Annotated in this window: 18 protein-coding genes; 10 read left to right on the top strand and 8 right to left on the bottom strand. The window is 70.7% G+C overall.

Annotated elements, in window-relative coordinates:
• The first annotated feature begins 25 nt into the window (after window positions 1-25).
• Window positions 26-517 (top strand): nucleotidyltransferase domain-containing protein, encoded by a 492-nt coding sequence (locus ACFQ79_RS06045; protein WP_383579646.1) that lies wholly within the window; start codon window positions 26-28, stop codon window positions 515-517.
• 151 nt (window positions 518-668) lie between these two features.
• Here ACFQ79_RS06045 and ACFQ79_RS06050 read toward each other — a convergent pair whose 3' ends face one another.
• A complete protein-coding gene (locus ACFQ79_RS06050) occupies window positions 669-1,730 on the bottom strand; it encodes a PLD nuclease N-terminal domain-containing protein (protein WP_383579618.1) in 1,062 nt (353 codons plus the stop codon).
• Between the two features lie 239 nt (window positions 1,731-1,969).
• Here ACFQ79_RS06050 and ACFQ79_RS06055 point away from each other — a divergent pair, with 239 nt between their 5' ends.
• From ACFQ79_RS06055 to ACFQ79_RS06065, 3 genes are all read left to right on the top strand, one after another.
• Window positions 1,970-2,851, top strand: coding sequence for a helix-turn-helix transcriptional regulator (locus tag ACFQ79_RS06055; RefSeq protein WP_383579619.1), 882 nt, complete (start codon window positions 1,970-1,972; stop codon window positions 2,849-2,851).
• Window positions 2,852-2,969: 118 nt separating this feature from the next.
• Window positions 2,970-4,403 carry an alpha/beta fold hydrolase gene (locus tag ACFQ79_RS06060; RefSeq protein WP_383579620.1) on the top strand — a complete coding sequence of 478 codons (1,434 nt, stop codon included), beginning with the start codon at window positions 2,970-2,972 and terminating at the stop codon, window positions 4,401-4,403.
• A 438-nt stretch (window positions 4,404-4,841) separates the two neighbouring features.
• A complete protein-coding gene (locus tag ACFQ79_RS06065; RefSeq protein WP_383579621.1) occupies window positions 4,842-6,038 on the top strand; it encodes a S8 family peptidase in 1,197 nt (398 codons plus the stop codon).
• Window positions 6,039-6,400: 362 nt separating this feature from the next.
• Here ACFQ79_RS06065 and htpG read toward each other — a convergent pair whose 3' ends face one another.
• A complete protein-coding gene (htpG, locus tag ACFQ79_RS06070) occupies window positions 6,401-8,320 on the bottom strand; it encodes a molecular chaperone HtpG (protein WP_383579622.1) in 1,920 nt (639 codons plus the stop codon).
• The gene (locus ACFQ79_RS06075) at window positions 8,313-9,194 is read right to left on the bottom strand and encodes a type III effector protein (protein ID WP_383579623.1); all 882 of its coding nucleotides are present in this window, start codon (window positions 9,192-9,194) and stop codon (window positions 8,313-8,315) included. The genes htpG and ACFQ79_RS06075 overlap by 8 nt, the downstream gene beginning before the upstream one ends.
• 370 nt (window positions 9,195-9,564) lie before the next feature.
• Between ACFQ79_RS06075 and ACFQ79_RS06080 the strand changes: the two genes are divergently transcribed.
• The 4 genes from ACFQ79_RS06080 (at window position 9,565) to ACFQ79_RS06095 (ending at window position 13,001) form a co-directional block, all read left to right on the top strand.
• A complete protein-coding gene (locus tag ACFQ79_RS06080) occupies window positions 9,565-9,780 on the top strand; it encodes a DUF6243 family protein (RefSeq protein ID WP_383579624.1) in 216 nt (71 codons plus the stop codon).
• Window positions 9,781-9,976: 196 nt separating this feature from the next.
• Window positions 9,977-11,311 (top strand): PQQ-binding-like beta-propeller repeat protein, encoded by a 1,335-nt coding sequence (locus tag ACFQ79_RS06085; protein WP_383579626.1) that lies wholly within the window; start codon window positions 9,977-9,979, stop codon window positions 11,309-11,311.
• A 125-nt stretch (window positions 11,312-11,436) separates the two neighbouring features.
• Window positions 11,437-12,243 carry a class I SAM-dependent methyltransferase gene (locus ACFQ79_RS06090; RefSeq protein WP_383579627.1) on the top strand — a complete coding sequence of 269 codons (807 nt, stop codon included), beginning with the start codon at window positions 11,437-11,439 and terminating at the stop codon, window positions 12,241-12,243.
• Window positions 12,244-12,440: 197 nt separating this feature from the next.
• Window positions 12,441-13,001, top strand: a complete 561-nt coding sequence (locus ACFQ79_RS06095) for a GNAT family N-acetyltransferase (RefSeq protein WP_383579629.1) — start codon at window positions 12,441-12,443, stop codon at window positions 12,999-13,001.
• A 390-nt stretch (window positions 13,002-13,391) separates the two neighbouring features.
• Here the strand turns inward: ACFQ79_RS06095 and ACFQ79_RS06100 are convergent, their stop codons facing one another.
• A complete protein-coding gene (locus ACFQ79_RS06100; RefSeq protein WP_383579630.1) occupies window positions 13,392-15,440 on the bottom strand; it encodes an acyl-CoA dehydrogenase in 2,049 nt (682 codons plus the stop codon).
• Window positions 15,441-15,760: 320 nt separating this feature from the next.
• Between ACFQ79_RS06100 and ACFQ79_RS06105 the strand changes: the two genes are divergently transcribed.
• Together ACFQ79_RS06105 and ACFQ79_RS06110 are read left to right on the top strand one after the other, a co-directional pair.
• Window positions 15,761-17,455, top strand: coding sequence for an alkaline phosphatase D family protein (locus tag ACFQ79_RS06105; protein ID WP_383579631.1), 1,695 nt, complete (start codon window positions 15,761-15,763; stop codon window positions 17,453-17,455).
• Between the two features lie 162 nt (window positions 17,456-17,617).
• Window positions 17,618-18,838, top strand: coding sequence for a metallophosphoesterase (locus ACFQ79_RS06110; RefSeq protein WP_383579633.1), 1,221 nt, complete (start codon window positions 17,618-17,620; stop codon window positions 18,836-18,838).
• A gap of 106 nt (window positions 18,839-18,944) precedes the next feature.
• Here ACFQ79_RS06110 and ACFQ79_RS06115 read toward each other — a convergent pair whose 3' ends face one another.
• The 4 genes from ACFQ79_RS06115 to ACFQ79_RS06130 form a co-directional block, all read right to left on the bottom strand.
• Window positions 18,945-20,420, bottom strand: a complete 1,476-nt coding sequence (locus ACFQ79_RS06115) for a hypothetical protein (protein WP_383579634.1) — start codon at window positions 20,418-20,420, stop codon at window positions 18,945-18,947.
• A 238-nt stretch (window positions 20,421-20,658) separates the two neighbouring features.
• Window positions 20,659-20,805 (bottom strand): hypothetical protein, encoded by a 147-nt coding sequence (locus ACFQ79_RS06120; protein WP_383579635.1) that lies wholly within the window; start codon window positions 20,803-20,805, stop codon window positions 20,659-20,661.
• Window positions 20,806-20,974: 169 nt separating this feature from the next.
• Entirely contained in the window at window positions 20,975-22,201 is a 1,227-nt protein-coding gene (locus ACFQ79_RS06125; protein WP_383579636.1) for an RNA-guided endonuclease InsQ/TnpB family protein, read from the bottom strand.
• An 868-nt stretch (window positions 22,202-23,069) separates the two neighbouring features.
• Window positions 23,070-24,432, bottom strand: a 1,363-nt coding sequence (locus tag ACFQ79_RS06130) for a collagenase (RefSeq protein WP_383579637.1), incomplete at its 5' end; no start/stop codon positions are given.

A 24,432-nucleotide genomic window follows, 5' to 3' on the forward strand; every position in this document is an offset into this window, starting at 1 on the left:
GTGCGCCTCTAGCCTGCGTCACGTGATGACGGGTGACGACGTGCTGTTCGTCCTGGCTCGGTTGCGACGGGCAGAGGTCGACGTCTGGATCGGCGGAGGATGGGGAATCGACGCGCTGATCGGCGAACAGACCCGACACCACCGCGACGTGGACCTGATGCATCGACAAGACCATGAGGCCGCCGTGGTGGCAGCTCTCTCCGAGGCGGGTTTCGAGGAGAGCCTGGACTGGAGGCCCATCCGGTTCGTCGTCACGGCGCCGGACGGCCGGGAGATCGACCTCCACCCCCTCGTCTTCGCCGACGACGGCTCGGCGGTGCAGGCGTCACCCGAACCGGAGCGTCCCTTCGTCTATCCCTCCTCGTGCTTCGTGACCGGCACGATCGCGGGGAAGACCGTCCCGTGTCTCTCCGCCGAGCAGCAGGTCTACTTCCATCAGGGATACGAGCCCTCGGACCGCGATCTGCACGACATGGCTCATCTCCGGCGCGTCTTCGGGATCGCCACCTTCTTCTGAGGAGCGATGACGAGCCTCGGCGCCGGACAGCTGATCTCCCCGCAGACCGACCCGCCCGTACCGCAGAGTGGGTGGGGTCCGTTGCGGCAGCGCCGAAGCGTGCGGCCCGGACCGTACCCGTCACAAGAATCCGGGCGCCTTCGGGGAACGACTACGACGACCGATCGTCGTCGGCCAGTCGGATGAGCGCGAGCACGGACCCGTATTCCTCGGGCGAGTAGCCGGAGGGCCGGTATCCCGTCATCTCGGTCTCCAGGTACTGCTGCCGCTGTACCTCCGCGTACGTCCGCAGGACGGCGCGGGCCTCGCCCGTGGTGCCGTCCAGAGCGGCCGCCACCTCATTCCATGTCGCTCCCAGCGTCATGGCATCGCGCACGGACCAGGGTCGGTCCGACAGGACCGTGCGGTGGACGGCCACGCCCAGGGCGAGCACCGCGAGGGCATCACCGGCTGTGGCGGCCACGCCCGTGTGACAGCCGGCGGGCACATGCCGGTCCATCAGGCGGTGGTGATGCTCGAAGTACTTCTCGGCTTTCTGCTGCAGCAGGATCCCGTACCCCACGTCGTCAGGCCGACGGATCACCCGGTCCTGCCATTCCTCGTGCGAGCCGGGGGAGCGGGTGTGCGTGGCGCGGCCGGCGGCGGGCCGCGGGTGCGTCGGCGCCGAGGGACTGCCGTGTCCCTCCGAAGTGCCGGCGCCCCGGCTCCCGCCCTGCGCCGGTACGTCGTCCGCCGTGGGCCCGCGGTCCACGGGCCCGGTGCGGACCGTGTCCACCCGTACGGACGTCGCTCCGGAGCGGCCTGTGGCGTCGGCCCGCGCGCCGGTTTCGGCAGCGTCCCGCATTGATGGGGTGTCGTCACGACCGGCCCTTCTCGCGGCGGACCGGACCAAGGCGGCCGTTGCGGCCAGCGCCCCCAGGTGTGCCCCGGCTCCCACCAGCAGGAACGGCCAAGGAGACTCACCCCGGTTCGCAGCATCGAGGCCCAGCCCCACGGAGGCCGCCGACGCCAGGATCAGGCCCACCCACGGCAGCAGGACCATCGGCGGCACCCATGCCCTGGGGGGCCGGTCGACGTTGACACAGACCCAGAGGGCGATCAGGTTGATCAGCAGACCGAAACCGGCCAGCACGGCCACCGTGACCAGGTAGAGCATCGGCCAGTTCTCCGACGCGCAGAAACCACTGCTCGCGTCATACCTGCCTGAGTTCATGGACTTCCTGTCGTTGGGCCCGCTCGACACTCACCCCTCACGGTAGGGACGGGCCGGCGCCCCGCCATGAGCACCTGTACTCAGCCCGGCCCGGTCACGTGCTCATTCCCCGGGAGCGAGACAGGGCGCGCGCCCTGGACGCCGCGTCCTGAAACGGCAGGTCCTTCCGGTCGGTTCACCCCTCGTGCGTGTGAACCGCCCCCAGGTGTGGGATCCGAGGACCCAGGGGGGCGGAAAGCATGGACGAAGAAGGCCGCAGCGTACGGGAGTTGCTCGAGGACGAAGCCGTACGGGAGCGACGTGGTGCGTTGCGTGGCCGGATCAGCGCCGCCGGGATCACCGTCGAGGACATCCTGTGCTGCGAGGACGACGCGGGATTCGTCGGGCCCGGGTACGCGGACGGGTACACGGTCGTCCTGGCCCGGTCCGGCGGCTACCTCCGCCGGATCGCCGGCGAGGAGTTCTTCGTCGACGCGAGCGGCGGTTACCTCACCCGGCCGGGCGACGAACACCGAGTGGCCCACCCGATCGGTCCCGGCGACCGGTCCACGGAGATCCGGCTCGGCGCCGAGCTGTTCACCGACCGGTTCGACGGCCCGCCGCTCTCCCGCCGCTTCACGGTCACCGGCACCACCGACGTGCACCACCGCGCCCTGCTGGCCGCGGCACGGCGCGGGGCCGACGACTTCGAACTGGGGGAGCGGCTGCACCGGTTGCTCGACGAGGTGGCCGCCTCCGCCGGGCACTGGCGCACGGACACGAGTCGCCGCCCCGCTGCCGCCCGCGCCCACGCGCGGCTGGTCCGCGACGTCTGCGCCGTCCTGGCCGCCGGAACCCCGGGGCTCCGCCTCTCCTTGGAGGAGCTGGCCCGGGCGGCAGGCGTCTCGCCGCACCATCTCAGCCGCGTCTTCCGCGCCGTCACCGGAACGACCCTCACGCACCACCGCAACGAGCTGCGGATCCGGAGCGTCCTGCACGCGCTGGAGGAGGGCGAGGACAGCCTGCGCACCCTCGCGTACGCCTACGGATTCGCCGACCAGGCGCATCTCACCCGTGTGTGCCGCAGCCATACGGGGTGCGTCCCCAGCGCCTTGAGGGGTGTTCTCGCGGATCGCGCATGAATGTCCAACGAACCGGCGAGGGACGCGCCGCAGACTGGCACCGGCCGAAGACCCGGCCGGTGCCGTGGCCCCACGGGGGCTGTACGGCGCACCGTCTTCCTCGTGGGGGAACGTGCCGATGACCTTCCTGACCCGAGCCGCCACGACCGTGGCGGCCGCCCTGACGACCGTGATGTGCGTGAGCTCCGCACCGGGCGCCGCCCCGGCCCCGTACCCCTCGGTCCCCGACGCCCACTCCGCTGCCTCCTTCGCTGCCTCCCTCGCGGCTCCGGGGCTCACCGATCCGCGCCCCTGCCCCGGACAGACCGACGTGACCTGCGCCGATCTCGCCGTGCCTCTCGACCGTACGGGCGCCGTGCCGGGCACGCTGAAGCTCCGGACCGCGGTCTTCGGCACCGCCGACGCACCCAGGGGGACACTGCTCTTCCTCACCGGAGGACCCGGCCAGCCGGGCGTCCCCTTCGTCCAGCGGATCCGCGAGCGGCTCCCCGAAGCCCTGGCCCAGTACCGACTGGTGATGATCGACCAGCGCGGTACCGGCGGCGCGGCCGTCGACTGCCCGCGGCTCCAGGCAGAGGTGGGCAGCAGCGACACCGTCGCCCCCACGCCCGGCGCCGTCACCGCCTGCGCCGAGACCTTCGGTGCGAACCGCGACTTCTACACCACCGCTGACACCGTGGCCGATCTGGAAGACCTGCGGCGCGCCCTAGGCGTGGGCTCCTGGACGCTCGACGGGGTCTCGTACGGCACGTTCACCGCAGGCCAGTACGCCCTGACCCATCCCCACCGGGTCCGCAGGCTCGTCCTCGACTCCGTCGTACCGCTCGACGGAGCGGGCGTGCTGTACGAGGACGCCCTCGGCCACTCCGCACGGGTGCTCCGCACCGCCTGCCGCGAGCAGAGCTGCGGTTTCGACCCGGCCAGGGACCTGGCGACGGTCGTACGGCGCGACGGCAACGGAGTCGGCGTGTTCAACCTGCTCGTCATCGCGAGCATCATCGACCCGAAGCTCGACGACCCCCGGTTCGGCATCCTCGCCGCCCTGCACGCCTCCGCCTCCGGCGACCGGGCCCGCCTCGACGGTCTCGTCGCCGGGTTCTCCGCGCCGTCCGACGAACCGCCCTCGGAGTTCAGCTCCGGACTGCACGCCGCGACGCTCTGCGCCGACTCCCGATGGCCGTGGGGCGACGCCTCCGCGCCCGCCGAGGGACGGGAACAAGCCCTGAAGCGGGCAGTCCGGCGGATCCACCCGGCGACGGTGTGGCCCTTCGAACGGGAGACGGCGGGCGCGCAGGGCATCCCGCAGACCTGTCTGCCCTGGCCCGCCTCACGCCCCCACCCGGCTGCGCCCCGCCGCACCCTGACGATGCCGGTGCTGATCCTCGCCGGCGACCGGGACCTGTCGACGCCGGTGCGATGGGCCCGCGACCTGGCCTCCGTGACCCCGCGGGCCGAACTCGTCGTTCTCGCGGGGGCCGGCCACTCCACCCAGAGCCGCAGCGAAAGCGGCGCCCGCGCCGCCCAGGACTTCCTGCTGCGCCGGGCGCACTGACCACGACCTCCCACCGCACACCCGCCACCGTCCAGACCGCGCGGCCTGCCTTCTGCCGGGGCTGCGCGGTGCTCCTCGGCGGGTGGCCGCCGCCTCAACGGCCCGGACCCGCCGAGCGGGGCGCCGTCAGCGCGTTCACGTGCCGGGCGAACGCGGTACGTTGCCGATCGGTCAGGGTGGCGTACAGCGGCGCCTGCAGCTCTTCGGTGAGTCGCCCGGCACGCTGCCGTCGGGAGACCAGGGCTGAGGCAACGGGACGCGGCGCCGGAATCCGCGCGGTGCCCGTCGCAGACCATCCGATCCTGCGCCTCCCGCCTCGACCCTTCGGACCACTGCCACCGCTTCGGCGGAACGCATTGCGGTGACGCTTCCGGCATCCGCCTGAATCATTCGGGATGTCGTAGTGCGTGATCGTTTCTGCATGATGCGCTCGCCGACGTGAACACACGTACCAGACTCGCTTTCGCGAGCGCCTCCGTGACCGCCCTGGCCCTCACCGTCCCGACGGCGACGGCCGCCGAGTCCTTCGCCGGCCCGGAACCGACCCCCGCACCGCTGGTCACTGCCGCCAACGCGGTGCCCGGCCAGTACATCGTGACCCTCGACGAGACGATCGACGCGGCCAAGGCCACGGAGAAGCTGGGCCTGAGGCCCACGTTCGTCTACGACAAGGCGATCAACGGATTCGCGGCGCCGTTGACCGCGCTGCAGCTGGACATCGTCAGGAAGACCCCGGGGGTCGCATCGGTCGAGGAGGACGCGGTGGTGCACGCCCCGCCGCAGCCGTCCGCACCCGCCCTTCCCAGGAGCCCGGCCGCCACCTGGGGGCTGGACCGGATCAACCAGTGGAGCCTGCCGCTCGACAACGACTTCACCACCCAGGGCAGCGGCGCCGGCGTGACGGCGTACATTCTCGACACCGGCATCGACTACAACCACGACGAGTTCGGCGGCCGCGCCACCTTCGGCTTCGACGCCATGGGGGACGGGCGTTACGGCCAGGACTGCAACGGCCACGGCACGCACGTCGCCGGGACGGTCGCCGGCAGGACGTACGGGGTCGCCCGCAAGGCCGACCTGGTGAGCGTCCGCGTGCTGGGCTGTGACGGCCGGGGCTCCTACTCGGGGATGATCGCCGGCTTCGACTGGGTCGCCAAGAACGCCAGGCAGCCGTCCGTCCTGAACGGCTCCCTCGGCGGGGACAGGTCCGTTGCCCTCAACAACGCCGCCACGGCCCTCGCCGCCGCCGGCGTGCTGCCGGTCATCGCGGCGGGCAACTCCTCGAAGGACGCCTGCGACGTCTCGCCCGCGTCGGCGGCGGGCACGGTCACCGTCGCGGCCTCCAACGCATGGGACGAGGAGACGTCCTTCTCCAACCACGGCCGGTGCGTGGAACTCTTCGCGCCAGGCCAGGACATCATGTCGGCGAAGATGGGCGGCGGATCCGTCGCCATGGACGGCACCTCGATGGCCGCCCCGCACGTCGCCGGCGTCGCCGCGCTCTACAAGGCCCAGTTCCCCACGGCGAGCCCGACCGAGATCCGCCAGTGGCTCGACGGCAACTCCACCAAGGGCGTCCTGAACAACCTCAGCGCCGCAACCCCCAACAAGCTGCTCTACACCGGCGGTCTGTAACCCGAAGCCGTACCGACGCCTGCCATCTGCCGGCAGCGAGGAGAAGCGCCCACGCCCTGGTCACGACCCGGGGCGTGGGCGCCGTTCGCAGGATACCGGTCGGTGATGAGGACCGGGTCGGTGGGGGCGGGCCAACGGCCTTGTCTGCGCGCCTTGTCGGCCCGCTTTGTCGGTCACACGCACGCAAGCGTCGCCCCGTGTGGGCGATGGGCGGCCTGGACACTCCCGCCGGCCCGAACGCTGCCGCCCGTCCCGACACCGGTGTGGGGTGTCGGGACGGGCGGGTCACGTGGTGAACACGAGGGGGGTGAGCCCGGGCCGGGTGAGACCAGGTGCTCCGGCCGGACCGGCCGTGCTCGCGGTCAGAGGGCGTGCGTCAGACGGTCGGTGAGCAACCGGGTGAAGCGGGCCGGGTCGGGCAGGTCGCCCCCTTCGGCGAGCAGTGCGCCGCCGTAGACCAGCTCGGCGATCTCCGCCAGAGCGGGGTCGTCGGCGTTGGCGTCGTGTGCCGTACGCAGGGCGGTGATCAGCGGGTGCGCGGGGTTGAGTTCCAGGATCCTCTTGACGGTGGGCAGTTGCTGTCCCATCGCCCGGTACATCTTCTCCAGGGTCGGCGTCACGTCGTGGGCTTCGCCGACGATGCATGCCGCGGAGGTCGTCAGGCGTGACGACAGGCGGACCTCCTTGACCTGCTCGGAAAGGGCGGTGGTCAGCCACGGCAGCAGGGCGGCGAAGTCCTGCTCGCGCCGGACCTTCTCGGCGTCGGCCTCCTGGTCGCCTTCGGCGGCGGCGTCGAGGTCGACCTGACCCTTGGCGATGGACTGCAGACGGTGGCCGTCGAAGCCCGGGACCCGGTCCACCCACACCTCGTCGACGGGGTCGGTGAGGATCAGCACCTCGTACCCCTTGGCGGCGAAGGCCTCCATGTGCGGGGAGTTCTCCACCATCGCGCGGCTCTCGCCCGTCAGGTAGTAGATGGCCTCCTGCCCGTCCTTCATGCGCTCGACGTACTCGCGCAGCGTGGTGGTCCGCTCCGGGTCGTGCGTGGAGGCGGCCGACACCAGCTCGAGCAGAGCCTCGGTGTTGTCCGTGTCCTCGACCAGGCCTTCCTTCAGCGCCCGGCCGAACTGCGCCCACACCTTCTGGTAGCGCTCGGCGTCCTTGGTCTGCATGGTCTTGAGGGCGCCGAGGACCTTCTTGACCAGGCGCCGGCGCACGCCGCGGATCTGGCGGTCGTGCTGGAGGATCTCGCGGGAGACGTTCAACGACAGGTCGTGGGCGTCCACGACACCCTTGACGAAGCGCAGGTAGTCGGGCATGAGCGCTTCGCAGTCGTCCATGATGAACACCCGCTTGACGTACAGCTGCACGCCGCGCTTGGTCTCACGGGAGAACAGGTCGAAGGGTGCCTGCGAGGGGATGAACAGCAGCGCCTCGTACTCGAAGGTGCCTTCGGCGCGCATGTGGATCGTCTCGGCAGGTGCCAGCCAGTCGTGGCTGATCTGCTGGTAGAACTCGTTGTACTCGTCCTCGGTCACCTCGGTGCGCGACCGGGCCCAGAGCGCCTTCATCGAGTTGAGGGTGTCGACATCGCGGGTGGTCTCGCCCTCGGCGTCGGTGCGCTCGGTGGCCATCCGGATGGGCCAGCGGATGAAGTCCGAGTACTGCTTGACGATCTGACGGATCTTCGACTCGGACAGGTAGTCGGCGAGCCCGTCCTCGCTGTCGGCGGGCTTGAGGTGCAGGGTGACGGAGGTGCCCACGGGAAGGCCGTCGACGGCCTGGACGGTGTAGGAACCCTCCCCGTCGGACTCCCACCAGGTGCCGGAGTCGGTGCCGGCCCGCCGGGTGCGCAGGGTGACCTTGTCGGCGACCATGAACGCGGAGTAGAAGCCGACGCCGAACTGCCCGATCAGGCTCTCGGCGGTGGCGGCGTCCTTGGATTCCTTGATCTTCTCCAGCAGGCTCGCGGTGCCGGACTTGGCGATCGTGCCGATCAGCTCCACGAGATCGTCCCGGCTCATGCCGATCCCTTGGTCACGGACGGTCAGGGTACGGGCGTCCCTGTCGACCTCCAAGGAGATGTGCAGGTCGGTGGTGTCGATCTCGACGAGGCTGGAGTCGGTCAGCGATTCCAGCCGGAGCTTGTCCAGTGCGTCGGAGGCGTTCGAGATCAGCTCGCGCAGGAAGATGTCCTTGTTCGAGTAGATCGAGTGGATCACCAGGCGAAGCAACTGGCGTGTCTCGGCCTGGAACTCCAGCGTCTCGACACTGCTACCCATGGGGGGCCCTTTCTGGGAACGTCATGAACGGAAGCGGAACGGAAGAGGAATCGGATCGAGGCGCATTGCTGCCCGCCTCGGCGAGGGCGTCCAGGCGTTCGGCCAGGTCGGAGTGGTGGGCGATGAGGTAGGGGCGCATGCCGGTCAGGGGGCCGATGAGCTCGGCGGCGTCGGCGGCGCCCAGGGCGGCATGGAGGTCGGCCTGAGCTGAACGCGCCTCGGGTGCGAGGTCGGCGAGCGCGGTGATCTGTCCGGCGAGGCGGCGCAGGTCGGCGGCGTTGGCACGGGCCCAGGTGACCATGGCGCGCTCGGCGGCCCTGGCCTGGCGGGTGGCCGTCACGCGCTGCTCGCCGGTGGCGCCCGCGGCGCCGGGGCGGCCTCGAAGGTACCGGCGTTCGGCGGCCTGGCGGCTGGCGACGCCGAGGGGGCGGGCGAGGTCGGCCCAGCTCGCTCCCGCCTCGCGGGCGGTTTCGATCAGGCCGGTCTCCCAGCCGGCGAGCTGCTCGCGCACCTGCCGCAGCAGCATCAGGGAGGCCAGGGCCTGCTCCAGACCGGGACCGGGGCCGGGACCGGGACCGGGGCCGGGACCGGGAACGGGAACGAGACCGGGGCCGAGACCCGGGCCGGGGCCGGGGCCGATTCCGGGGCCGAGTCTGAGACCGGAACCAGAACCGGAACCAGAACCGGACCCGGAAACGGAGCCGGGGTCGAGTCTGAGGCCGGAGCGGGCGGCGTCGGGGGACTCGCGCTGGGCATCGCACTGGGCATCGCGCAAGGCGTCGTCGATGGCGGCGAGGGCCGCCGCGGCGGCGAGAAAGGACGCCGGGCTGTGGGCGTCTGTGCCAGTGGCGGACGGCTGGTCGGCTGCGGTCACGGCACCTCCCTCGGACAGTCATCAGGTCGATGACATCATGCCCGTCATCCACTGGATGACACGCTACAACGGCGGGACACCGGCCCCGTCTTCACGGCCGACGCCGCGCACGCCGGCCTCGAACCGATCACCGCATCCTCCAGCAGCTTGCTCAGGCGGGGCCCGGCCGACCTCGGGATTGCGGCTTAGTGTGGCCACACAGGTTGGTCTGTGAGGCCGACGGGACCGGGTAACGTCTTTGTCATGTTCTTCCAGACGCCGATTTACGAGTGAGAGCGTGACGGGCCCCCGCTGACGTCGCCCTCGACGTCGCCGCCCGCCCTCCACCGATGAATCCGCAGATCACTTCACACGACCACCGGGAGAACCCGTGACTGACAGCAAGAACATCAACAACCCCGTGGGCCAGGGCGGCGGCCAGCGCAAGAAGCTGTCCCGCGCCGAGCGGCAGAACAACGGTCCCCACCGCAACCTCGACCGCCAGAACGCCGCCGACAAGAAGGCGGAGCTGGTGCGCAAGATGCGCGAGAAGACGCACGGAGCTGAGGGCGCCGCGCAGGGGAGCGGCGACACCGCACAGAGCTGATGCGCCGCCGCCGCAGGGTGGCACCGCACAGAGCAGGGCCCGGACCGCGACGCGCGGACCGGGCCCTGCTGTCACTCCGGCCCTGCTGACGTTCCGGCCCGCGGCCGGTCCAGAGCGGCTCTCTATGATGATCACCGCTGAGGAACACGGGAACGGCTGTGGACCGTCGACGGCGAAAGGCTCGGGGGGAGCGGACATGACCACGCTGGTGAACGGCATACCGTCCGGCAGACGGATCGGGCGGCGCACCCTGGCGACGTCGGCGACCCTGGTGGCCCTCTGCTGGCTCACCACCGCATGCGGCCTCTTCGGGTCCGGGAACGAGACCATGAGCGTCGTCTGGGACACCCCTGCGGACCGCAAGGCCGAACCGTACGGAACGGGAGCCTGGCTGTCCGGCGACACGCTGGTCCGCAGCCGCTTCGACGCGGTGACCGGCTTCGATGCCGCCACCGGCGAGCGGAGCTGGGAGTACGTGCCGCCCGGCCGCTCGTCGGTCTGCCATGCCACGGCCGACACCGCCCGCTCGGTGCTGGTCCTCGTCCGCAACGGGGACGGCGCCGCCTCCCCGGCCAAGGACAAGTCCTGCACCACTGCCGTCGGCATCGACATGAAGGACGGCCGCCGGCTCTGGGAGGCCCCGCTCGGCGAGCCCGAGCCGCGCAGATTCCAGGACTACTCGGTGTCCGCCGGCGGCGGCGTCGCCGTGCTCCTCCAGCGGGACGGGCTGCGCGCCGTGGACGTGCGCACCGGGAAGCCCCGCTGGAAGGCGGCCCTGCCGAAGGAGTGCGTCCCGGGCAGGACCGCGGCGGGCGAGCGCCAGGTCGCCGCCTTCCTCGCCTGCGGCGGTGAGGACAACCCCTGGGACGAGAAGGTCGCGGAGGACGCCGAACTGCACACCGCCGCCTTCGACCCGGCCACCGGCGCGCTCCGGTGGTCCGCCCCGCTCGGAGGCCGGCGCGCCATCGGCTACGACGCCTTCGCGGCCTTCGTGTCGGCCGATCCGCTGGTCGTGGCCGCCTCCGAGTCCAAGGACGGTGAGGGAGGCTCGTACTTCTCCTTCGGCAGGGACGGGCGCCCGAACCCTCCGATCGACTTCAACGGCCCGTACGGCGAGATCGACGACCACGGCCCCACCGTGGCGGCGGCGGACGACCGCAGGCTCTACGTCATGCCCGAACCTCCGACGAGGAGGTCCAGTGACAGCCGCAACCACCTGACCGCCTTCGACCTGGCCACCGGCGCCCCCGTCTGGGGCGGGACCCCCGGCGACGACCGCCTCGACGGCGACAGCGGGTACCGCCTCCTCGTTCAGGACGGGACTCTCACCGTCCTCACCTCGCACCGCACGGACCCCAGCCGCGTCCGCGTCCTCGACCCGGCCACAGGCGAGCAGCGCGAGATCCGCGACCTTCCGGACGACCTGGACTCCGTGGACGAGATCTTCGCGTACAAGGGCCGTCTCGTCGTCGCCCGCTATCTCGCCTATGAGACGGGGTCCAGGCCCTTCACGTCCTATGAGCGCCGCTGACGAGCCACCGTACAACCGTCACCCTCGCGTCGCTCCGGATCGGGGCGTGACAGCGGAGACTCCGCCTGGCTCCGGGGGTGGAGCGGCGCGGCGGGGAAGGGGCCTCCCGGCGCGGCGCTACCGTCATGAGCGTGACGGGAATCAAGGGCGACCGACGGTGGTCCGACTCCATGCCGATGGCCTACGAGCAGCACCTCGTGCCGGTGGTCTTCCGGCCCTTCGCCGAGGATCTGACCGCCCGGGCGGCGGCATTGCGCCCTGGGCGGATCCTCGAACTGGCAGCGGGAACCGGCGTGCTGACGTCGCGTCTGCTCGCAGCGGATTCCTCGGCCGAGGTGACGGCCACTGACCTGAACGAGGCCATGGTCGCCTTCGGGGCGACCCGGGCCCCGGGCGCCGTGTGGCGGCAGGCCGACGCGCAGCGGCTGCCGTTCACGGACGGAGGATTCGACCTGGTGGTCTGTCAGTTCGGAGTGATGTTCTTTCCCGATCGGGTCGCCGCCTTCACCGAGGTTCGCAGGGTGCTGGCCCCGAGCGGCCGGTTCCTGTTCAACACCTGGGGCCCGCTGGCATCGCACGGTTTCGAAGTCGCGCTGCAGGCCGGGCTGGAGCGGGCCTTTCCGGTCGACCCGCCGCGGTTCCTCCCGACGGTTCCGCACGGGTACGCCGACCCCGCTCTCGTGGCCGCTGATCTCACGGCCGCGGGGTTCACCGTCGAGGAGGAGCGGGAGCTGACGCTTCAGGGCCGGGCCGCGTCGACAGCGGACCTCGCGACCGGGTATCTCACCGGAACGCCGTTGCGCGCGGCCGTTGAGGAACGCGGCGGCGGGCCGGCCGTCCGGGCCACCGTCATCGAGGAGATGACGGCCCGTCTGGGACCGGGGCCGGTATCCGCCCCGATGACGGCGTACGTCTTCCGCGCCGCGACCTGAACGCAGGACGTCCCTGCGCCGAGGATGTGCCTGCGGCCGAGGATGTGCCTGCGCCGAGCGCGGTATGAGCCTAGGACGGGGCGTGAGCCGAGGACGGGTGTGAGCCGAGGACTGGCGTGAGCCGACCTCGAAGGGGGCCTCGCTCGGGCTTCTCGGCGTCCCACGGTCACGTGGCCGGCGCGCGAGTATCATCCGACATGGCCTATACGATCACTGACGCCCACCCTGACGACGCCGCGATACTGGGGCCCTTGCACCTGCGGAACTGGCTGGAGAACTACCTCGACGCAGACGCGGGGGTCGACGAGGCCTGGATCCGTGAGCACCGCGGTTCGTCTGCCACCGCGGAAGGCATCGCGCAGTGGCGAGAGTTCATCGAGATGGCGAACCAGGACGCTGCCCCGCACTTCTGCCGTGTCGTCCGGTTCGGGACGGAGATCGTCGGCTATCTCTGCGGCCACCAGGAAGAATCGGAATCGATCACGCTTGGACCGATGTACCTGCTGGATCACGCCCAGGGGCACGGACTCGGTGGCCACATGATGACCGAGTTTCTCAGCTGGGCAGGACCCGCACGCATCCGCCTGGGGGTCTCCGACAAGAACGAACGGGCGATCCGGTTCTACCAACGCCACGGCTTCGAGATCGCAGGCGAGCGCTACCTCTGGAGAGGGAGGCTGCCCACCCTGCCCATGACCCTTGAGTCCCGATCCGCTGCCGACTGCAGCGGACCGGGAGTATCCAGAACCGGTCCCTGAGCTTCGACAGGAAGCCGCTGTACCAGGTGGTCGGCTCCGTCTGCGACACGTGCGAGCGGGGGACGGCACGCGGCTGCCATCGCGACGGGGGAGCGGCCCGCCGCCGCGGTCCTCGGCTGGATCGACGACCGGGCGGCCGCGCCGCGGGCGGGCGGGAACGCGAGGGCTGGTGGAGCACGCGGAGCGAGGGTGGCCGGCGCGATTATGGCGGGCGCCGAGCATCAGCATGGAGTGGGCGAAGTTCGCACGCAGGACGCGGCATCCGGGCCGCAGCGCGCGGCGCGCGGCGGGAACTGCGGGGTGGAGCGAGGACCTCCCTTGGAGGCTTGCGAACGAGGAGCACGAAGTCTCCTGGGGCCCGGGCGCGCGGGGGATCCCGCCGGCAGGCTCTCAGGCCAGCAGGTCCGGCGCCCGCAGCATCCGCGGCGGGACGGCCCAGGCGTCGACCAGGTCGACGGCGAGGGGGCGGATCTTGCGGCAGAGGTCGTTCACCTCCCGGCTGATCGCCTTGGACCGCTGGACGGTCAGTCGGCCGTGCTCCATGAACCAGGCCCGGTCCGCCTCGATCGTCGACAGCGCGAACAGGTCGCAGAGCAGCCCCAGCGCGACCTTGTTGCCGCCATCGGGGTGGGCCTTGGACGCGTCGACGAACGACTCGAGGACCAGCCGCTCGACATGGGCGCGGGCGAGGGCGATCACGTGGTCCTGGACCCGGGAGAAGACCGCGCCGGGATCACGCCCCCGGTCGACGCCGGCCTTGAGGCGGCGGGCCAGGCCGGCGAGCATGTGCTCCTCGCGGTAGCGCAGCATGGCCAGTTGGTACTCCGAGTCGAGCAGCCCTGCCTCCCGGTCCCACTCGTCGCCACCGGGCAGCAGGTCGCGCACCCGCTCCAGGAGCTTGTGGGCGGACGTCTTCTCGATGACGGTCTCGACCGCCAGGCCGGTCACGTAGCGGACCATGCCGAGCTGGTCCAGGTCCTCGAACTCGCTGGCGTGGTCGGTGAGCAGCCCCTTGGCCACGAGCTGGAGCAGGACGTGGTTGTCGCCCTCGAACGTGGTGAAGACGTCGCTGTCTGCCTTCAGGGCGGCGAAGCGGTTCACCGCGAGATAGCCGGCGCCGCCGCACGCCTCGCGGCACTCCTGCACCGTGCGCGTGGCGTGCCACGTGCCGAGCGCCTTGGTGCCGGCGGCCCGCGACTCCAGGCGCCGGCGCGCCTGCGGGTCGTCGTCGCCGGAGAAGACGTCGTGGAGCTGCCCGCGGACCGTGTCCTGCGCGAAGTGAAGCGCGTACGTGCGGGCGAGCAGGGGCAGCAGGCGGCGCTGGTGCAGCCCGTAATCCAGCAGGAGCTGCTCCTCAGGGCCGGAGGCACCGGAAGCACCGGAAGCACCGGAAGCACCGGAAGTGTCCGACGTACCCGACGTACTCGATGTGCTCGGAGCGCTCGCGGATCCCCTGGATGCCTCGAACTGGCGTCTGCGCACGGCGTACTTGACGGCGAGGGTGAGGGCTACCTTGGCGACGCTGACGCCGGCGCCGCCGACGCAGACCCGGCCCTGGACGAGCGTGCCGACCATGGTGAAGAAGCGGCGGTTGGGGTTGTCGATGGAGCTGACGTACGTACCGTCGGGAGTGACGTCGGCGAAGCGGTTCAGGAGCGCCTCGCGCGGGACGCGGAGGCCCCGGAAGCGGATGCGGCCGTTGTCGACGCCGTTGAGGCCCATCTTGCGGCCGTCGTCCTCGATCTCGACGCCCGGCACGACCTCACCGCCGGAGCGCAGCGGTACGAGGAGGGCGTGGACGCCGCGGGCCTCGCCGCCGACCTCCAGCTGGGCGAAGACGACCGCCAGCTCGCCGTGGCGGGCGGCGTTGCCGATGTAGTCCTTGCGGGCCGCGTCGCCCTCCGTGGTGACGACGAACTCCTGGGCGTCGGCGTCGTAGCGGGCGACCGTCCCGAGCGCCTGGACGTTGGAGCCGTGCCCGGTCTCGGTCATCGCGAAGCAGCCCATCAGCCGGCCGGCGATCAGATCCGGCAGGTACGCGTCGTGGTGGCGCGCGGTGCCCAGATGCAGGATCGCGCCGCCGAACAGCCCGAACTGCACCCCGACCTTGACCAGCACGGACAGGTCGCCGAAGGCCAGGGTCTCGAAGGCCGCGACGGACGCTCCGACGTCGTCCCCGCCGCCGTACGCCGCCGGGAAGCCCATCCCGGTCTGGCCGGTCCCGGCCATCTCGACCACGATGTCGCGCACCCGCTCGCGGAACGCGTCCGTGCCGAGCCGTTCCGCGTCCTCGAGGACGGAGGAATGGGCCGCCAGATTGGTCCGGACGAGGTCGCGGATCTCCGCGTACTCCCCGTCGAGCAGCCCCGCCAGGGCCTTGACGTCGATCTCGGGCTGTACATAGCCGCTCGCGGCGGCGGAAGTGTCGTCAGGTGCCATGGACCTCCGCTACCCTGCCGGCCGCGGGTCATACCGAACGTGACCATGTGCCGGGGCGTACGGCGACGCTGTCGGCGCCCCGTTCAGTACCGTACGAGGAAGGCCTCCTCCGTACGGAGACCGGCTCGGACGAAGGGCTCGGTCGTGCGGGGCCGGCTCGGACGAAGGGCTTGTCCTAGGGGCCGGCTCGGACGTAGGGCTGGTCCTAAGGGGACCGGTCGAGGCGGTGGGCTGGTCCCTGCGAGGGGCCGGTCCGGACGAACGGCCGGTCCGTACGACGGGCCGGCCGGCCCGTACCGGGCGACGGAAGGGGACGCGCGATGGCCGGTCTGCGGCTGGGGCCACTGGTGCGGTACGTCGACTGGGAGTCGGGGACGAGCGCGACGGTGTGGGTGGAGACCGACCGGGCGTGCACGGCGGAGATCCGGTGCGCGGGCGGCGGCGGGGGTTCGGCCCGTACGTTCCTCGTCGCCGGACACCACTACGCGCTGGTCGTCGTGACCGGTCTGACCCCGGGGTCGGCCACGGAGTACGAGGTGGTGCTCGACGGCGAGCGGGCATGGCCCCTGGCGGACCCGCCCCTGCCGCCCAGCACCCTGCACACGCCACCGGCCCCGGCGACCGGCGCGGTGGTCGCCTTCGGCTCGTGCCGGTGGGCGGCGCCCGCCGTGGGCGGGGCCGATCCGGTCGGCCCCGACGTCCTCGACACCCTCGCCGCCCGGCTCTCCGCCGACCCCGACGACGGCCGCCCGGACGTGCTCGTCCTCCTGGGTGACCAGGTGTACGCCGACGAGACGTCCGCCGGCACCCGCGACTGGATCGCCCGGCACCGGCGGTCGACCGGCACCGGATCCGACGCCCCTCCGGACCAGGTCGCCGACTACGAGGAGTACACGCGTCTCTACGACGAGTCCTGGGGCGATCCGGAACTGCGCTGGCTGCTGTCGACCGTGCCCAGCTGCATGATCTTCGACGACCACGACATCATCGACGACTGGAACACCAGTGCTGCCTGGGTGGCCGACATGCGGGCGACGCCGTGGTGGCACGAGCGCATCACGGGCGGCCTGATGTCGTACTGGGTCTACCAGCACATCGGGAACCTCTCACCGGCCGAGCTCGCGGAGGACCCGCTGTACGCGGCGGTCCTCGCCGCCGACGACGGCACCGAGGTGCTGCGCGCGTTCGCGGAGCGGGCCGACGCCGCTCCGGAGTCGGTGCGCTGGAGCTACCGCCGGGACTTCGGCCGCACCCGGCTGCTGATGGTCGACACCCGGGCCGCGCGGGTGCTGGAGGAGCAGCATCGGTCGATGCTCGACGCCGAGGAGGCGGACTGGCTGCGGACGCAGGCGTTCGACGACCCCGCCGGCGTCGACCACCTGCTGGTGGGGACCTCTCTGCCGTGGCTGCTGCCGCCGATGGTGCACTTCGCGGAGGGCTGGCACGCGGCTCTGTGCCGGGGGGAGCGCGGTCCGCGCTGGGCCCGGTTCGGCGAGTGGCTGCGGCGGCGCGCGGACCTGGAGCACTGGGCGGCGTTCACCGCCTCGTTCCACCGGCTGACGGACACGGTCGCGGAGGTGGGGCGGGGCGACGCCGCCCCGGCGACGGTGTGCGTGCTGTCGGGGGACGTCCACCACGCGTACGTCGCCGAGCCCGTCTGGCCTGCCGGGCAGCAGCCGCGCTCCCGCGTCTTCCAGTTCACCTGCTCACCGCTGCACAACTCCGTGCCCATGGCGATGCGCGTGGGCTTCCGCTTCGGCTGGAGCCGCTTTGCCCAGGGCATCGGACACCTCCTGGCGCGGCACGGCCGGGTCGCACGCCCGGCGGTGCGCTGGGAGCGCACGGGCGGACCGTGGTTCGGCAACCAGCTGATGACACTGACCCTGCACGGCCGCACGGCGCGGCTGCGGCTGGAGAAGGCCTCGACAGGCGGGAAGCGGGCGCGGCAGCGAACGGACCGGGCGGGAGCCCGGCTGGCGCAGGTCATGGAACGGGCGCTGACGGAGGACAGCTGACCCTCTGCGAAGCTTGGAGGCACGTCCTCCCCGCGCGGTGGAGGACGGGTGGCGGATCATGCCGAGACCACGGGCAAAGGGTCGGTACGACCACTGCTCCGTGGCCACCACCCGGATCCGCCAGGCGTACGACCCGCCGGACAGAACCCCAGGAGACGAAGCGTGACCGAGACCAGTGAACCCCGATCTGGTGCCACAGAGGCTGAAGAGGAGCCAGGGAGCCGGCTGCAACGTCTGCTCCGCTACCTTCCCCTGATCGCCCCCGTCCTGCTGTGGACCGTGCCGTGCTGGGTTCTCCTGTACGCAGGTCAGAACTGGCCGCTCGCCGGCACTCTCGTCTCCACCGTCCTGTTCGCCCTCGGCCTGATCGGGATGCCGCTCGCGATGATGCGGGGCCACGGCCGGCGCCAGCAGGACCGGGCGGCGATCGTCGGTGACACGCTGCTGGGCGGCATCTGGGTCCTGTTCACCTGGTCCGTCCTGCTCGGCGTCCTGCTGAGGCTCGCCCTGACCGTGGCCGGTGTCGGCGACGGAGAGGACCGGGCACGGATCGTCACCTGGTCCGTCCTCGGCGTATCCGCGGTGCTGCTCGCCTGGGGGTACGTCGAGGCCAGGCGCGTACCACGCGTGCGCCGACTCGACGTCCAACTCCCGCGTCTCGGAGCAGGGTTGGACGGAACCAGGGTCGTTCTGATCACCGACACCCATTACGGTCCGCTCGACCGCGCCCGCTGGTCGGAACGGGTCTGCGAGACGGTGAACACCCTGGAAGCCGACCTGGTCTGCCACACCGGCGACATCGCCGACGGCACGGCCGACCGCCGTCGCGCCCAGGCCACCCCGCTGGGCACCGTGCGGGCCGCTTGGGCGCGTGTCTACGTCACCGGCAACCATGAGTACTACAGCGAGGCCCAGGGGTGGGTCGACCTGATGGGCGAGCTGGGCTGGGAGCCCCTCCGCAACCGGCATCTTCTGTTCGAACGCGGCGGTGACACCCTCGTGGTCGCCGGCGTCGACGACGTCACCGCCGAGGCCTCCGGGCTGGCCGGGCACCGAGCCCACCTCGCCGGAGCCCTCCACGGCGCCGACTCCGAGCTTCCTGTTCTCCTCCTCGCGCACCAGCCCAAGTTCATCGACCGAGCGGCGGCACAGGGCATCGACCTCCAGCTCTCCGGTCACACGCACGGTGGTCAGATCTGGCCCTTCCACTACCTGGTCCGCCTCGACCAGCCGGCCGTCGCCGGCCTCAGCCACCACGGCACTCGCACGCTGCTCTACACCAGCCGCGGCACCGGCTTCTGGGGCCCGCCCTTCCGCGTCTTCGCCCCCAGCGAGATCACCCTGCTGGTCCTCCGCTCGCCTCGGCAGCCCGCGTCGTCCTGACGAGGGGAGCGGGCGTCACGCTCGCTCTGGGCGGTTCACGATCGGTTCAGGAGGGTGTGCCGGAGCGTCGACGGTCCGTCTGTCGAGCCGGTCGGGCCGCTGCTGATCAGGTGGTGGTGAGGCTGAGGTTCAGGAGTGCGTGCATGCGGGGGACGGGGAGCGACGGGTTGGCCGCGGCTCCCTCGGCGGTGCCGGGGTCGGTGAGGAGACCCTCCAGGGCATCGGGTGCGAGGTTGGGATTGGCGGCGGCGGCACGGCGTACCGCGTGGTCGGGGTCGTGCACCGGCGGGTCGGGCACAGCGGGATCGCCTGCGGCCAGGGCCCTGACCTGGGGGTCGGGGTGGCTGATGAGGTGGGCCAGGCCGGTGCGGGGGAACGTGGGCAGCGTCAGTAGGTGCGGCCGGTGGGCCGGGCGGGAGACGAAGACGTCCAGGAGGAGGCGGGGCGGGGCCAGCGGGTGGTGGCAGGCCAGCCTGATCCGTACCTCCTCGTCGTCGTCCTGTGCGAGCGTCGCGACGAGTTCTGCGCGCAGGCCTGGCCAGCACGCCGCAACCCGGCGCAGCACTGGCTCGTCGGATGCCGCGCAGGCGGCGAACCACTCGGGCGACGGGGCGGTGGACAGCTCGGTGATCGGACAGGTGCAGTCGGGGCCGTGCCCGTTGCACCGCCGGATCGCCCCGTACTCGTCCCAGGTGCGGGTGAAGGGGTGGAGGCGCATCCGCGTCCGCACGCCCTCGTCCGGGTCCTCCCTCAGCTCCGCTGCCACGGCAGGTGCCAGGTCGGGCCGGGCTGCGACCATCGCGCGTACACCTGCCTCGGGGTGGCGGGCGAGCCGGGCCACGGTGTCGGCCGGGGTGTGCCGGTTCCAGGTCAAGGGGTACACGCTGCCGTCCGCGAAGCACTGATCGATGAGCGCGGGGGACAGGGCGCACGTGCCGAGCACATGTGGTCTGCTGAGCGAGCCGATGGACGGCAGCATGGCCTCCACCGCTGCCCCGTCCGACTCCCGGCTGCTTTCCTTCGCCCCCTTCCGAACCGCGGGGTCGGGGTCGTCGAGCAGGGCGCTTCGCTGGGCCCCGGTGAGTGAGTGCCATCTTCGGACCGCGTGTTCACGGATCCTGGGATGCTCGTGCTCGGCCATGGAGCGGTAGAAGGACTGAGGGATCTGCCGGGAGGCGCTGAGCTCCTGGACGATCTCCTGTGCGGTGAGCATGCCGTCCTCGCCCCCATCCCGTGCGGTCAGGAGGGTGACGAGGATGTCGTCCGGCAGGGGCCGGACCCGGCGGGGACGGGGGTGGGCGCCGCCGGCGAGCCGTCCGCGGACGAGACCCGACGGGTCCGCTGCCAGGGGCGCCAGCCGAGCGGGGTCGATGTGCCCGTTGCCCGCGAGCGCGCGACGGATCTTCATGACCGGGTGGTGGAGGGCCGCGTCGATGACGGGGTCGGGTAGGTCGCGACCCTGACACATGAGCAGGCAGGTGTCACCGGCCGCTCGATCCACCAGACGTATCAGGACGTCGGAGGGCGCCGCCGGATTGAAGGCGATGCCACGCAGCCACGGTTCGTGCAAGGAGTCGGACACCGCGTCATCGTGCCACCTCGCCACGTCGCTGCCTGGCCACGTCGCCACCTCGTCAAGTCGCCCCGTCGCAGCCTGGTCACGTCGCCACCTCGTCACGTCGCCCCGTCGCCGCCCGGCCACCTCGCGACCCGCACCGCGCCGCGCGCCTGCCGCCTCGCGGGTGGTGACTGCGGCCCGCCGCCGGGACAGCGGGGCTGCTCGGTGTCGTCCGGCGCGACGCACGACACCGAGCGACCGGTCACTGCAGGACGGCCTCGGCCCGCATGGCGAGGAAGTTCGCCTTGTAGGCATCGTGTGCCGCCGCGCCGGCGAGGCGGATCAGCGCCTCGTCGTTCTCCCTGAGAGGGAGGAGGTGTCCAGGTTGTGCGAGCCGGTGAAGGTCCACTTCGTATCCGGGTGACCCGCGTAGTTTCCCTCGACGAGCAGGTACTTGGAGTGGACGAAGTAGCCGCCGGCGTCGAGGTGGTAAGGCCTGATACGGGCGTGGCATTGGAGCGGCGTGAAGAGGAGGTCGAGGTCGAGGTCGTTGGAGTCCTTTTGACGTCCTCTCCGCCTCAAAAGGCGGAGATTCCCGTCTGCCTGCCGGTGGTCACCGGCTGGGGCTTTGGGCGGGTTCCTGTTTCTCCGCGCTGTGCCGGGACGAGTCCCGGTCTTACCCGCGCTCCGCAGGCTGATACGGCCAGTCCGGCCGCCTTGGCGATGTTGACCGCCGCGTTGACGTCCCGGTCAAGAACAGCCCCGCAGGATCTGCACGTCCATTCACGAACGTTCAGGGGCTTGGGGCCGTCCTTGATCCCGCAGGCCGAGCATGTCTGGGAGGTCGGCTCGAACCGGCCGATGCGGTGGAAGGTACGCCCGTACAGGGCGGCTTTATACTCCAGCATTGTGATGAACGCCGACCAGCCGGCGTCGTGCACGGACTTCGCGAGGCGCGTGCGGGCGAGTCCCCTGACCGCCAGGTCTTCCACTGCAACCGCTTGGTTCTCACGGATAATCTTCGTGGAGAGCTGGTGATGGAACTCGCGCCGGGCATCGCCGGTGCGTGCGTGGGCTCGAGCGACCTTGATCCGAGCCTTGTCCCGGTTCTTCGATCCCTTCGTCTTCCGGCTGAGGTCCTGCTGCGCTTTCTTCAGCTTCTTCTCGGCCCGGCGCAGGAAGCGGGGGCTGTCGATCTTTGTTCCGTCGGAGAGGATCGCGAAGTGCGTCAGACCGAGGTCGATGCCGATCACGGCTTCTGTTCCCGGCAGCGGCCCGGGGCTGGTCTCGATCACGAACGAGGCGAAGTAGCGCCCCGCGCTGTCTTTGACCACGGTCACCGTGGACGGCGCCGACGGCAGAGTGCGGGACCATTTCACGGAGATGTCACCGACCTTGGGCAGTCGGATCTTCCCGCCGGGGGTGATCTTCCATCCTGCATTGGCCGTGAACCGGACCGATTGCCGGGTGTCCTTGCGGGACTTGAACCGTGGCGGACCCATCCTCGGGCGCTTGCCCTTAAGGCTGTCAAAGAAGTTCTTGTAGGCGGCGTCCAAGTCCCGCAGCGACTGTTGCAGCACCACCGATGATACCTCGGCGAGCCACGCCCGCTCGCGGGTCTTCTTCGCCGAGGTGAGCTGCTTGGACAGCTCGCCCGAGGAGATGAACGGCAGCCCGGCGCCGCGAGTGGTTTCGCGGGCCCGAAGGGCGTCATTGAAGACAACCCGAGCACATCCGAACGCCCTTGCCAACGCCATTCGCTGACCTGTGCTCGGGTACAGGCGAAAACAGTACCGAAGCTGCATGACGATCACTCTATCAACTGGGTTAGGTCACCACGGTGGAATCGCAATCCCGACTTACGTATCGGCCGTCACGTCCTTTACAACTGGCATGCTCAGTTGGACTTTGCAACCAAGTACCGACGTAGAGCCATGACTGACGCCACGCAAGACGCGGTGCGAAGAGATCATGACGGAGATCTGTTCAGACCTCGGGGCGAGCTGAAGCAGTTCAACGGCGCGGACGACCACGTGTCCTCCTGGTGCACCACCCGCCGAAGGCCCGGCTCTCCAAGGTGATGAACAGCCTCAACGGAGTCTCCGCGCGGCTGCTGTGCAAGGAGTACGACAGTCATGTCCGGCGGTACCTGCGGGGCCGGACACTTCTGCTCCTGCTCCTACCACGCCGGGTCGTGCGGCGATGTACCCCTGACTGTCGTCAAACAGTACGTCGAGAATCAGGTGCGGCTGGTCTGACCGTCACCCCGGAGTACGGTACCCCTCCCCGCGCGGCCACGCGGCCACGCGGCTTCTGGCCTGGGAACTGGCGCTGCTCCCGACGAAGTCCGCCAGGATCAGTGCCAGGCCACTGCGCGCCGTGGTCAGCATGCGGAGCAACGGGCACCCGCCTTGTGATGGCGCCCTGAGCGCTCGACGGGGAACAGCCTTCGGCCGGTCTCCTTCCATCGCTGGGGTAGACGAACACATTGCTCGCTGCCCAAGCCGCCGACCGCCTTGGGGCCGTGACCCCGTCCAGGCGTTCACCGAAGGGGGTCGACTTCTGGTCTCGTCCCGCAGCTGAGTCCGGCCAGGTCAGCCTCGGAGAACCGGCTCACTTGGCCCGCGTGGAGAGACTCACACCGTTGAAGTCCTGAGCGGCGGCGAGGCTGAACTAGACCCAGCCGGACGGCGGGTTGTCGATCGTCAGCGTCTCGCCGTTGCCTGCGTTGACGGACTTCGCTGCGTAGCTGCCGGTGGTGGCCCAGTTGCCGCCGCCGTAGTACAGGTCGGCATTGCCGGTGCCGCCGCTGCTCGTGATGGTCAGCTGCTTGACGCCGGCGGGCAGGTACACGAAGTGGTAGCTGTAGTTGCCGGTGGCGGCCGCGAGATGGTCACGGCGGCAGTTCTGGTCGAACTGGCGGGAGTCGCTGATCGTGCAGAGCGGGGCGGGCGCGGTCGAGGCGGCCTCCGGTAGCGGACCGCAGTCGTCGGTCGCGCAGGTGGTCGTCAGCCAGGTCGCGAAGCCCGCGTCGTAGCGGGTTCCGATGGTCTCCTTCAGGAAGGAACGCGCACCCGTCCAGTCGCCGGCGCGGTACTTATCCAGCACGGTCTCGACGTCGGCCGGGTGTGCCTGGAGCATGTAGCGGACCGCGAGGAAGCCCCAGCGGTAGACGCGGTTCGAGTTGACCTCGGGGTCCTCGTCCTGGCCGTAGACGGTGTCGAAGAGGTCGCTCAGTCTGTACGTGTTCCTGCGGGCCCCGGCGATCGCGTCGGCGTTGCGCTCGCCGCGGTAGCCGAACGAGATGTTCTCGGCGATGCCCTCGACCCACCAGATGGTCGGCGTGGTCATGCCCGCCTCGAAGTCGCCGTGCATGTTGAAGCGGCCGTCGAGGTAGTGGGTGTACTCGTGGTTGAGGTTCCAGATCTGGAAGTCCGGGCGCAGCCAGTGGGCTTCGTGGGCGATGAAGCGGGCCTGGTTGTCGACGGTGGCCGGGCAGCCCTCCTCGTACATGGCCCCGTTGTCGACGTCGATGTTGTAGACGGCCCAGGCGTACAGGGCGTACTGGGTGTGGTCGTCGAAGACGACGACCTCCAGGTCGGTGTTCACGTCGCCGGGTACGGCGCCCTTGTCGCCGATGATCCGGTGGAAGTAGGCGTCCTGGTCGACGAGGCTGGTACAGGTGCACGCCAGCTGGCCAGGGGAAATGTCCTGGGCGCGGATCTTCAGGCCCGGGGTGCACGCGCGCTGGATCGGCAGGATCGCCGGGAGCACGCGCTCGCCCAGGTCGCAGATGGCGTAGGCCGCGCAGTTGTTCCTGTCGTCCTGGCGCGTGTAGCAGCCGAGGTTCATGGTGATCGGCGCGGTGGGGCCGACGTTCGGGTAACGGTTGATCAGGTCCTTGAGCAGCGGCCGGAGCCGGTCCTTCAGCTCGGGGACGACTAGGGCCTGTGTGATGTCGTGATCAGATTCTGGGTTCTGCGCCTTTCGTGGGGTGGAACCCGGTAGGACTGAGGTCGTGACACGTAGGCAACTC

This window comes from Streptomyces sp. NPDC056480 (assembly GCF_042795405.1).
In the GTDB taxonomy this organism is placed as follows: domain Bacteria; phylum Actinomycetota; class Actinomycetes; order Streptomycetales; family Streptomycetaceae; genus Streptomyces.